Annotated in this window: 7 protein-coding genes and 1 other RNA gene; 3 read left to right on the top strand and 5 right to left on the bottom strand. The window is 42.7% G+C overall.

The genetic code is table 11. The features are described from left to right. Window positions 1-131: 131 nt before the first annotated feature. The 3 genes from SNE_RS04760 to SNE_RS04750 all read right to left on the bottom strand — a co-directional run bounded on the left by SNE_RS04760 (window position 132) and on the right by SNE_RS04750 (window position 2304). On the bottom strand, window positions 132-503 hold the full coding sequence (locus tag SNE_RS04760) for a hypothetical protein (protein ID WP_013943215.1): 372 nt from the start codon (window positions 501-503) through the stop codon (window positions 132-134). Between the two features lie 21 nt (window positions 504-524). Further along, on the bottom strand, window positions 525-1484 hold the full coding sequence (locus SNE_RS04755; protein WP_013943214.1) for a hypothetical protein: 960 nt from the start codon (window positions 1482-1484) through the stop codon (window positions 525-527). Between the two features lie 91 nt (window positions 1485-1575). Further along, complete coding sequence (locus SNE_RS04750) at window positions 1576-2304, bottom strand: hypothetical protein (protein ID WP_013943213.1); 729 nt, start codon at window positions 2302-2304, stop codon at window positions 1576-1578. A gap of 442 nt (window positions 2305-2746) precedes the next feature. Between SNE_RS04750 and SNE_RS04745 the strand changes: the two genes are divergently transcribed. Beyond that, entirely contained in the window at window positions 2747-3304 is a 558-nt protein-coding gene (locus SNE_RS04745; protein ID WP_148258953.1) for a hypothetical protein, read from the top strand. Here the strand turns inward: SNE_RS04745 and pyk are convergent. Then, a complete protein-coding gene (gene pyk / locus SNE_RS04740; protein WP_013943211.1) occupies window positions 3301-5109 on the bottom strand; it encodes a pyruvate kinase in 1809 nt (602 codons plus the stop codon). The genes SNE_RS04745 and pyk overlap by 4 nt on opposite strands. Window positions 5110-5185: 76 nt before the next feature. On the opposite strand from pyk, the gene uvrA reads away from it, so the two are divergent. Continuing rightward, the gene (gene uvrA, locus SNE_RS04735; RefSeq protein WP_013943210.1) at window positions 5186-10822 is read left to right on the top strand and encodes an excinuclease ABC subunit UvrA; all 5637 of its coding nucleotides are present in this window, start codon (window positions 5186-5188) and stop codon (window positions 10820-10822) included. 34 nt (window positions 10823-10856) lie between these two features. After that, an RNA gene (gene ffs, locus SNE_RS12540) (signal recognition particle sRNA small type) lies at window positions 10857-10953 on the top strand. A 22-nt stretch (window positions 10954-10975) separates the two neighbouring features. Here the strand turns inward: ffs and SNE_RS04730 are convergent. Next, a complete protein-coding gene (locus tag SNE_RS04730; protein ID WP_041418795.1) occupies window positions 10976-11974 on the bottom strand; it encodes a hypothetical protein in 999 nt (332 codons plus the stop codon). Window positions 11975-11993: the final 19 nt, after the last annotated feature.

Below are 11993 nucleotides of genomic sequence, written 5' to 3'. Positions count from 1 at the left end.
CAGCGATTTTTCTCTATCTTCTCATCTTTTTGCTTCGAAAAGGACCGTTTGACCCTTCCGGAGACAAAAATACCGAGAATTTAAGAGAACTCTCTCTCCTGTGACTAAGTAAAATAATCCCAGAGCTCAGGTTAGTAGATCGTTTCCCATTGCCTTTCGATAGAGATCCCTACATTAGAGATCTCTTCTTGATACTGTTTCGCTGCTGCTTGAGCTGCTTCGAAGAGTTGCTTCACCTTTCCTCTCTCGAGAAAATCTACGTGAGATGGACTACTACCTATCGTTTGCATCTGTTGACTCGCTTTGTTCCAATCGATCCAAATTTGCAAAATTTTCTTGGGATCACGACTTTTCAACATGCCTTCTTCGGGAAAGACAATTGTAATTTTAATACAACCTTCTAGATAGGCATGACTCTGATTCGAGCGAGCTATTAAAAAATACGGTAAAGAGAGCCCCATGCTATTGAGCTCACTATAAGAATATTCCACAGATAAAGACATCACAGCACCTCCCCTTTGAGGTTAAATCTTCCAGCCAAAGTCTGTATTATATAAAACCTTAAACCCTAGCCAAAGCACTGTCAATAAGTCTAACCGAGCAACGTGATGAGAGAGTCCTGTGTAACTCAAATTCACAGAAAACTGCCTAAAAGAATAGTTGAAAGTGCTAGCAAATGCTTTCCAAATGATAATATGTTGAGCCCAACTCATGTTCCATTGAGTGGCCGCATCAGCAAGTTGCTTCCAATGCCCAAGCCCTCGGAAACCAAATCTTTCAAACGAGATTAAGGCGACTTTAACAGCCCCATGAAACAAAATGTTATGAATAAGGCCGTCAATGGCCATAGAGACAATTTGGACTAAATAATGGGTTCCTATTTGAAGGTGCTCGCTTCTCGAAATGTCTCCTCCCCCAATGACAGAGCGGCCAAAACACCCGAACATTCTTCTGATATCGTCTAAGAAATTTTTAACTTCGGTATTGAGTGGCTGTACAGGAGCACTTATGGCTGGTCGAGGAAGACCAATCGTGTTTGTCTCCACTTTTCTATCAAAATACTTAGAAGTGTATACCTGCACATGTTGAGCTCGACAGATAGGACATTCACACTTTCTTGTAATCACGCTGTCGTAGCATTCCTTGCATCCGCCATGAAGGCCTGCAAGATTAAAATACCCCTCATTTGTAAGGAGTTTTTTGCTTTCGTCTTGTTGTGGATCAAGTAAGGGGAGGTATTCGGCTGTGATAAAATAAGCTTTTTCGAGCTTTTTTGGATCGATGCGCATCCAGTCATCTATCCAAGGAAGTTGGCGCCCTTCTTTCCAAGCATGTCCTTGCTCATCTAGAATCTTATCGATGAGTGCAAGTCGTTCTTTTCCAAAATTGCAGTCAAGGGCCGCAAACTTTTTTGAAACAGAGTCTAGACAAATAGAGCAATTAAAATTCACTCCATTTGGACCAAAGGGATCAACTGTCGACATGAAAATTCCCCATTTTCTGACTTTAGAGTGAAAATTTTTTTTCTCTCTTAAGCCCGTTAAAATGGGGAGATCTTAAACTAACTAAGAATTTTTATAAAGTCGGAAGAAGTGCTACACTAAAAGTTGGGACATAGCCCGTATAGTATGACGCTCCTATGACAGCCAAGGCAAAGAGTGATAATGTCCCTGTACGTGTCCAAAAAAAGCTGTCGAACTTCCAATTTAAAACTGTTGCATCTTTAACTTTTGCCAATAGATTCACAGGTTCTGGAATCCCTAGTTTTTGATATTCGTCAACCTTTACAACCTTTGAGGGGGCTTTGAACAAGCCTTTCGCTGCTTTAGGATCAAAGCTTGCCCCCATTTGAATACGTAAAGCAAGTGCTTTTGAAGTCGTAACCTCTTCAAGTTCTGCTCTACATTTATCACACTTAGTATAATCTCTTTCCATCCCCGATCTTTGAGTACTACCATTCACACTCTCACGATCAAAAAAATGAAGGTCGCTCAGCTTCACAAATCCTTCTTCTGTCAGCAGTTTCTTAGCAAACATGTCAGACATAGTGATCGTTTCACGTAGTTTACTCACTTCAACAGAACCATTATGGCGAAGCCATGTAGGGCGAATGTCAGATTCTGCAATGGCCTTTGCCATTTCATCGATCACTCTTACCCGCTCTATCCCCTCATTACAACCTAAGACTAAATGATCCATTGGTTTTTCCAAGGAGATAGCGCATTCTAAGTTATCATCGTTTGCTTCTGGTCCAAAAAAATCGTTACTTGGACGCACAAAGAAATTTTTTATTGCTGTAAACATCTTCTTATATCCTTCTTCTCAACTGAATTAAATTTACGGTAATTATAAACAAGACAAATTTATTTGCAATTAAAAATTATTAAAATAATTTTTATATCAAATTAATAAATTATAAACCTGAATATCCATTTTATTCGAATTCAAATCTATTTAAAGATGTTAAAAACAATTTTCAAATTAACTAATGGTAAAAAACAAAGAAGTCGATAGTATCTTCTACTAAAATCGAGAGGAAAATTCTATGATCAACCAAATAAGTTCTATTGGCTCTACTGTTTGCTTATCAGTAGCTTGCTTTTCTGCTGGATACGCTCTAAATGCAGCGCTTGTTACAATCAATTAACTCGCTGTTCAACACCTGAAACTTCCAATTGATCTGTATGAAGGCTTAAGCTACGAAAAATATACACAAACTAATTTACAAGATCTTCAAGAAATGAAATTGAGTCTTAAGGCAATTGGCAGCGCTGAAAACTTAAATTTAGACGAACGTTTGGGAATGGTGTTATTGCTTACTACGTTTGCTGGAATATACCAAGAAATCCTCCATCGCTATTTGCTAGAGACAGTCATCTTACCAAGAATCTCTTCAAATTTTTCAGAGTTTTCAATAGTTAGGACATGCTTATCAACCATAGAATTCACAAGCCTAGAACTTGCTGCAAAGTATTTAGACAACTCTCATTCGAAAGAACCAATGATAGGGCATTTTATCAATTCAGCATGCCTAGGTATAGTTTGCTCTCTTGCTCAACACCACTTTGGCTTAATCGGAGCGATTTTTCTAGGTATTGGCTCCAACATTAGTGCCTGCCAAGACAGGTATAACATAACTGCTTCAGATTTGCTCAAGGTAAAACAAGTCAACTTAGCAGATGTCGCTAGCATCCATTTTTCAGCGTTAATAGCTACAGTTGGACTGCCTATTTTTACAGCTTTTTGTACCCTAGGAAAAATCATCCATTATTTTGAATCAACTATCGCCAAGCAATCTGATTAATGCGGAATCTTGCAGACTTGGGTCAGCATTTCATCTTCTGATTCAACGATCCCTTCGAAGACAAGCCCCTTATTGGGGTCGAGAGTGACCATTTGATCGTCTTTGAGGATGGTGCAAGCTGCATCGGCTCTGAGAAGAATAGGGATTTTTAGGTCATGGGCGATCAATCTTCCCATCTGTTCGGAATGACAATCGTCTGGATGGTTTTGCAATATGATACCTGCAGCCCCTTTTAAGAAATGTTTATACTTTTCATGGCAGTGAGGAATCACAACGAGCCGATCTTTGATCTTATAGGTCGCTTCGGGGTCGAAACTGAGAATGACCTTTACCTTCCCATGAACTTTTCTCCCTTCTCCTATCATCCCGCGGACAAGTACATCTCCGATGTTGTCGACAAGCATCATGTTCGTGGTTCCACTCACTCCAAAGGGAGAGCCAGATGTCACCACGATAAGGTCACCATAGTGAAGAATCTTATGCTGCAAGGCAAAGCAACTGGCTTTCGCCATTCCTTGCTTCACATTTTCGACAGATGCATGAACCGGAGTGATTCCCCAAACAAACGCCAGCTGGTGGTAGGTCCGTTCCTTAGGTGTGATAGCAATAATTGGCATTTTGGGGCGAAAACGGGCCATGACCCGCGCTGTAAATCCACTGGTCGTTAAAGCGATGAGGGCTTTTCCATTCCCTGCATAAGCTGTTTTAACAGCGGCAAGAGCAACAGAAGAGGATATATCATTAAAAACACGTCTTGCCACATCATTATAGAAAAATTCTTCATACTTGAAGTCTTTTTCAGTGGCTAAAATTGTACTGCGCATGAGGCGCACCGTTTCGACAGGATATTTTCCAATAGCTGTTTCTCCCGATAGCATCACGGCTGAAGTACTGTCATATATGGCATTGGCTACATCAGAAACCTCTGCGCGAGTTGGACGGAGGTTTTCGATCATCGATTCGAGCATTTGCGTGGCTGTAATGACAGGCTTGAAAGATTGGTAGCACTTGCGAATCATCATTTTTTGAAGTTTAGGAACTTGTGTGATGGGCAATTCAACTCCAAGATCGCCTCTTGCTACCATGATTCCATCTGCTGCTTGCAAAATGCTATCAAAGTTTTTTACCCCCAAAGCATTTTCAATTTTAGCAATGACAAGAATGGGGGTTTTTTGGTGCTGAGTTAAAAGCTTCTTAATTTCGAGAATGTGATCGGCATTCCGAATGAACGAAGCTGCTAAAAGATCCACCTCTTCCTCACATCCGAAGATAATATCTTGAATGTCTTGCTGCGTCACTGCAGGAAGATTGAGTGCGGCATGAGGAATGTTTACCCCTTTTTGACTCCGGAGGACACCATTATTTTGAATTTCGACGACGATTCCTTTTTTGGTTTTCTCAATCACGTGTGAGTTGATGTAACCATCATCAAAAAGAACTGTAGCGTGGAGAGGGATGTCATCGACAATCGTGGGTGGAAGAAAGCTAATTCCCTCATCTGATCCTTCGATCTCTCCACGCATGATCTTCAATGTCTGCTTTTTATTGAGGGCTATCGCATCCCCTTTGATCTTTCCAACGCGAATTTCAGGCCCTTTCGTATCAAGCATGATAGCGAGAGGCACCCCTTTTTCTGCGCGAGCTTTTTTTAGCATTCGAATCATTTCACGATGCTGCTCGTGATTTCCATGGCTCATATTAAGCCGTGCTACATTCATCCCAGCATCAATAAGCTCTAGGATTTTGTTGTAGTCTGAGACCGCAGGCCCCATCGTACAAATGATTTTCGTGCGCGCCATTGCCATCTATTCATGTCCTCTAATTTTTCTATAGCTGAAAAATGCTTTATTCTACACCTGGGAATATTTTATACTCTTTGCCATGACACAGCAACCTATTCGTCTCAAAAATGTTAAAGTCCATAATCTCAAGGGAGTTGACCTCACTCTTCAATCGGGAGCGTTTATTGTTTTCACTGGAGTTTCAGGATCAGGCAAGTCTTCACTTGCCTTCGACACGATCTATGTCGAAGGACAAAGGCGCTATATCGAATCTCTGTCAAACTACGCGCGCCGCTACATGGGAAATCTCTCAAAACCCGATGCCGATCTGATTGAAGGGATCTCGCCCACTATTGCAATCGAGCAAAAAACTGCTGGAAGAAATCCCCGCTCAACAGTTGGGACAATGACTGGAATTTACGATTATCTACGGGTTCTCTTTGCAAGGGTCGGAACTCCACATTGCCCCATTAGTGGTGAAAAGGTTCAGCCACAAAGCACCGAGCAAATTCTTGCGACCATTGAAACCTTTCCTGAAAAATCGAAACTCCTCATTCTCGCCCCTCATACACGAGGAAAAAAAGGCGAGTTCAAAGATCTGTTTGATGAGCTCATCCGAAAAGGGTTCACCCGTATCCGGCTCGACCAGAATTTAGTTGACCTCTCTGAAGATATCGCCATTGATAAAACCACAGCTCATGATATCGATCTCGTTGTCGATCGACTCGCTCTCACAAAAGCTGAAAAGCCTCGCTTGACCGAAGCAGTTTCTCAGGCTCTTGAGCTCGGGCAAGGGGTCATGAGTGTCCTCGATCACGACACTGGAGTCGAAACCCTTTTTTCTCAACATGCTCATGCAAAAAAATCGGGTGAGTCGTACTCCCCCCTCGAACCGCATGATTTTTCCTTCAATCATCCTTCAGGAATGTGCCCGACCTGTGAAGGACTCGGTGTCATTCAAGATTTTGATTTGGATCTGATCATCGACCCAGAGTTGAGTATTGCCGAGGGGTGCTGCTCTATTGCAAGCAGCTATGAAACTGTAAAATGGGGAAACATTTACGATAATTTAGCAGATCTCTACAACTTCAGCTTAGACACACCTTGGAAAAAGCTATCTGAAAGTGCTAAAAAGATCTTCCTCTATGGGAATAAAAAGAAATGGACCCGCATGCGGTTTGTGCATCCCAAAAAGAAAACTGTTTGGACAGAATATGTCAAATGGCACGGCGTCTTAGCCGAAGCTAAAAACCGTTTCAATGAGGCAAAAAGTGATGTCTACCGCTCCAATATGGAAAAGCTGATGCATGAAGCAGTTTGCCCCGATTGTGAAGGTTCGCGCATCAAGCCCTATCCCTCTGCCACAAAGATTGGATCGAAGAGGATTCACGAAGTAACTGCTCTGACAATTGAAGAGGTGGCTCACTTCTTTGACAAGCTGAAACTCACCCCTTTTGAGCGCATGATTGGCCGAGATCTACTGCAAGAAATTCAAAAGCGACTCGATTTTCTCCTCAATGTAGGGCTTTACTATCTCACACTGGACCGAACATCTCCCACCTTATCTGGTGGAGAAGCTCAACGGGTCCGGCTCGCTTCGCAAATCGGGTCGGGACTTGTTGCTGCAACTTATATCCTCGATGAACCTTCGATTGGGCTCCATCCACGAGATAATACCAAGCTGATCGCTACTCTTAAAATGCTTCGTGATCGAGGAAACACGATCATCGTCGTTGAGCATGATGAAGAAACAATGGATGCGGCCGATTATATCGTCGACATTGGGCCCGAAGCGGGAATCCTTGGTGGAGAAATTGTTGCTGAAGGAACGCTCGATGATCTCATCGCCTCGCCCCGCTCTTTAACAGGCGCCTATCTCAGTGGCAAAAAAAAGATCCCAATTCCCAAAAAGCGCATCCCCCCATCCGAAAAAAAACTGACGATTAGAGAAGCTAAACACCACAATCTCAAAAATGTCACAATCGATATTCCTTTAGAGGTTTTTGTCGCGGTCACGGGGGTTTCAGGATCGGGGAAGTCGTCTCTTATCACAGACATTCTCTATCCTGCTCTAGCGAATAAGTTACATAAAGCAGAGCAACGGGTTGGAAAACATCAAACAATTGAAGGCATTGAGCACCTAGATAAAGTCATTGCCATCGACCAAACGCCTATTGGGCGCACTCCCCGATCTAATCCAAGCACCTACATCAAAGTCTTTGATGATATCCGCGACCTCTTTACAAAATTGCCCGAAAGCCAAGCTTTCGGCTACAAACCTGGTCGATTTAGCTTCAATGTTGCTGAAGGCTCATGCCTCGAATGTCGTGGAATGGGAATGCTCCGTATCGACATGGACTTTATGGATGATGTTTGGTCAACCTGCCCAGTTTGTGAAGGAAAACGATTTGACCTTTCAACACTCAGTATCCTCTACAAGGGGAAAAGCATTCATGAAGTGCTCGAAATGACAGTCGAAGAAGCTTCTGCCTTTTTCGAAAACATTCCATCGATTCATCACAAGCTTAGCTTGCTCCTCAAAGTAGGCTTAGGCTACATCACCCTAGGGCAATCTTCAACCACACTTTCAGGGGGAGAAGCACAACGGATCAAACTCGCGCGTGAACTCACTCGCCCGGCAACAGGGAAAACCCTTTACATTTTAGACGAGCCAACAACAGGGCTCCACTTTCATGACATCGCCAAACTCATTGAAATCTTGCAAGAGCTACGAGCCGCCGGAAATACAGTCCTTGTGATTGAACACAACATGGATATGGTCAAAACTGCTGATTGGATCATTGACTTAGGCCCTGAAGGAGGAAAAGATGGTGGACAAATCACCGCCCAAGGAACCCCGGAAGAAATAGCCAAACTAAAAACGCCAACTGGATGTGCAGTGCATTCCATTTTAAACCCCAAAATACGGATCAAATCGACGAAGAAAAAAGAGGTTGCTCCACCAGCTGCTGCCCTCGAAGTCCGCGGCGCAGCGCAAAATAACTTGAAAGGGGTGTCACTAAAAATTCCACGTAACAAAATCACCATTTGCACGGGCCCTTCTGGTTCGGGAAAGTCATCTCTTGCGTTCGATACTATTTATGCCGAAGGACAAAGGCGGTACATCGACTCTCTTTCTTCTTATGCCCGTCAATTTGTCAAACAAATGCCTAAGCCGCGCCTCGAAGAAATCGACGGTCTTTCTCCTGCCATTGCCATTGAACAAAAACACCATGCAGGAAATCCTCGCTCGACTATCGGAACGATGACCGAAGTATACGACTTTTTACGATTGCTGTATGCACATGCAGGAATTGCTTATTGCCCTGAAACAGGAGAAAAAATTGAGTCGATTACAAATGAATATGTGGTCAATCATCTCATGCAACTCCCAGAAAAGACTCGCTTACACATATTAACGCCCGTTAAGATCAGCAAGAGTGCGCCATTTGAAGAGCTTAGAGAAAATTTGATCCAAAAGGGATTTTTACGCATTCGTCTCAATGGAGAGTATTATGCATTAGACGAAGAAATTCCCTATGAAGTAGGACGTAAAAATGAACTCTTTTTAGTTGTTGATCGCCTTGCCATTCGAGAAGGCATCGAAAAAAGACTTTTTGAAGCCATCGAACAAGTCACTCGTCTCACAAAAGAGCCGTTTATCGTAGCAACCCCCAAAGAAGATCTCTTATTTAACCTTTCTTTTGCAGTCCCTAGTACAGGAAAAAGCTACCCCCCCATCACACCTCATACATTTTCTTTCAACTCTGACGATGGGATGTGCCCTGATTGTTTAGGATTGGGCTTTCAATGGGGAGCAAACATGCTCAAGCATCAAAAAGTGATGAATATGTCTCCTTTTTCTTTGATGCATAAATTGTGGAAAGAAGAATGGACCGAAGAGGTTGAAAAGCTCCTTTTGGACTATTTAGACGCTGAAGGAATTGATTCTGATACCCCCTTATATAAGCTTCCTGTGAAACAGTTGCAACTCTTACTCAATGGATCTACTGAAGACTTTACCTACAATGGGTTGATTTTTCGCTGGACGGGAATCAATGCAGCATTTACTCGTTGCGCAAAAGCGGGGAAAAAACAACTCCGTGAATCGGTCATTCCTCATCTTGAGCAGACGACATGTGTCACTTGCAGTGGAGAAAGACTGAGCCCTCTTGCGCGCCACGTGAAAGTGCAAGATGTGACAATTGGAAAACTTTGCTCTCTTCCCCTCCATCAAGTGCTTAAGTTCATTCAATCTCTTCAGCATCTTACAATCCCCCTCCTTGCAGAAACTCTCGAACAGCTCGAAAATCGGATTCAGTTTTTGTGTAACATTGGTCTTGATTATCTCTCACTAGATAGACAAGCTCCAACCTTGAGCGGAGGTGAAACCCAGCGGATTCACTTAGCGCGACAACTTGGAAGTGGGTTGACCGGCTGTCTCTACGTTTTAGATGAACCAACGATTGGACTCCACCCACAAAATAATGCACGCCTGAATGAAGCGCTCAAACACCTTTGCAAACTCGGGAATACCCTACTTCTCGTCGAGCATGATCCACTCACTCTTTCCATTGCCGACTACGTCTTTGACTTCGGACCTCAAGCTGGAAAACATGGTGGAGAAATCGTCGCAGAAGGAACACTCGCACAAATCAAAAAGAACCCTCGCTCTTTGACAGGACAATATCTCAGTGGGAAAAAGAAACTTCCTGTTCCAGAAAAAAGACGTAAAAGCAAAGTTCACATCACCATTCGTAACGCCTCGAAACACAACCTCAAAAACCTCACATTAAAAATTCCCACTAAAGCACTCACCTGTCTGACAGGGGTTTCAGGTTCTGGGAAATCCACCTTGATGCATGCGATTCTCAAAAGAGGAGTACAAATGCATCTTGCAGCACGCTCCCAAGAAACTTCAATCCAGATTGATGAGGCAACAATTGAAGGAGTCGATGAGTTCAACAAACTGATCTCAATCGACCAAAATCCGATCGGGCATACCATCCGCGCCGATGTCAGCACTTACAATGAAATTCTCACTCACATCCGTCAATTTTACGCCGAATTGCCCGAAGCAAAAACACGTGGGCTCAAACCAAAACATTTTAGTTACAATCATCTGAAAGGGATGTGCCGAACTTGTTGGGGGTTGGGATTCAAAACGATTCGGCTTCAATTTCTTCCCTCCCTTAAAGTCTCTTGTGATGCATGTAAAGGAAACCGTCTCAATCCTCTCAGCTCACAAGTCACCTACCATGGAAAAAGCCTCGGGGAACTTTTAAAACTGACTATCGATGAAGCCATCCACTTTCTTCCCCCTATTCCCAAACTGCAAAAAAGTCTCGAAACTTTGCAAAATGTCGGGCTCGGTTACCTTGCTCTGGGACAAGAAATTGCAAGTTTATCAGGAGGTGAAGCGGGGCGCATGCGTCTTGCTCGTGAATTAGCCAAACGATCAACTGGAAAAACTCTCTATCTCTTCGATGAACCGACTATCGGCCTCCATGCAGATGACATCGCCAAATTGATTCCCCTTTTCCATGCACTCGTCGATAAAGGAAATACTTTAATCATCATTGAGCATAATCTCGACATTCTCCGTATCGCTGACCATATCATTGATCTCGGGCCCGAAGCAGGAGAAAAAGGAGGAGAAATCATCGCAACAGGAACACCAGAAGAGATTGAAAAACACCCTACCTCTTACACAGCGGCTTTTCTTAGGAAACATTGATCTCAATCCCAATCCATGCTAAAATAATTACTAGCCGGGGAACTCTTGGATTTGAGCATTCCGAACCAGGTCAGGACAGGAATGTAGCAGCCTTAAGGACACTGTTTGATGCCAGGAGCACTCTCCGGCTTTTTTTGCGTAGCTCCGGAATATTTATACGCTGTATTTCTCAAGACGTTCCAATCTTTTTTGATAGTCCCTTGTTTTTTCATGGAAATCCTCAGCGTTATCAGGATCTAACATTGCTAATTCTTCAGAATACGAAATAGCTTTTTCCATCATTTCCCTTGCTTTGCTATTGCTAACACGGTGTGGACAAAAAATCGATAGTGCTCTCTGATGTCCTCCACACAAGAGAAACTCAACTTGTTCTATAGCGCAACCCAACCATTTAATTCGAGCAGCAGCATCCCATGAATCATGTATAGCTCGTACGCAAAGATCAAAAAGCCTGATGCAAACTTTCTGTAAAGCTGGAGTCAATCCATAAGTATGAAGATCACGCGCCTCTTTTCCAGCATAATACCCTCTTGGAATCCGCATACTCCAATCTTCATTTGATGCATAATAATCATAATAATCACCATGTAGACGACTTACGATTTGGTCTAATTCTCTTCCAACACAAGATAATTCTTCTTTTTCTTGTTGAAGCTTAATAATGTTGGCGTCATTTCCACTGAAATAAGATGCAAAAGAGCTCCAGAAAGGTGTCTCTAAAGTTGATTCAGCATTAACAATTGTATCATGTGTGATGCTTCTTAGCTCGTTTTGCCTCAATGAAAAATCAATCACTTCTAAATGGTGACAATCTATTAGATTTGGAGGACAACTTTCTCCCACACAATATTCATCTGGAGTTGGTAAGTAATTATTGTCTGCATTGAGCTGTTGAATTCTTTGACAGTTAGAGCCTTCTTGTTGACATTGATCTCCGTCGCAAACAGAGCTTCCTTCGGGTTTTAATATCAAAGCCCCTGCAACAGGAATCAGCATTGTTCCAATGATCAGTAAAGCTACGAATGATACGGTAGCAACTTTTTTTAGATCCCAAGACGGTTGTATGTGATTAGGCGAAATTTGATGTGTTAAATGGCTCTGATCTGAATGAATTTTATGGCTCATTCTTCCCTTACTTGTTTTTAATGCCAATTATTATCTCTTAATTCAT

Origin of the sequence: Simkania negevensis Z (assembly GCF_000237205.1) — a bacterium.
GTDB classification, from domain to species: Bacteria; Chlamydiota; Chlamydiia; order Chlamydiales; family Simkaniaceae; genus Simkania; species Simkania negevensis.
The sequence above is the reverse complement of the archived record's forward strand: the minus strand, read 5'-3'. Positions and strand labels throughout refer to the sequence as shown.

Coding starts and splice junctions, on each gene's coding strand:
- SNE_RS04750 (WP_013943213.1), bottom strand. CDS start 2,304: ATGTTTACAGCAATAAAAAATTTCTTTGTGCGTCCAAGTAACGATTTT.
- SNE_RS04755 (WP_013943214.1), bottom strand. CDS start 1,484: ATGTCGACAGTTGATCCCTTTGGTCCAAATGGAGTGAATTTTAATTGC.
- uvrA (WP_013943210.1), top strand. CDS start 5,186: ATGACACAGCAACCTATTCGTCTCAAAAATGTTAAAGTCCATAATCTC.
- SNE_RS04760 (WP_013943215.1), bottom strand. CDS start 503: ATGTCTTTATCTGTGGAATATTCTTATAGTGAGCTCAATAGCATGGGG.
- pyk (WP_013943211.1), bottom strand. CDS start 5,109: ATGGCAATGGCGCGCACGAAAATCATTTGTACGATGGGGCCTGCGGTC.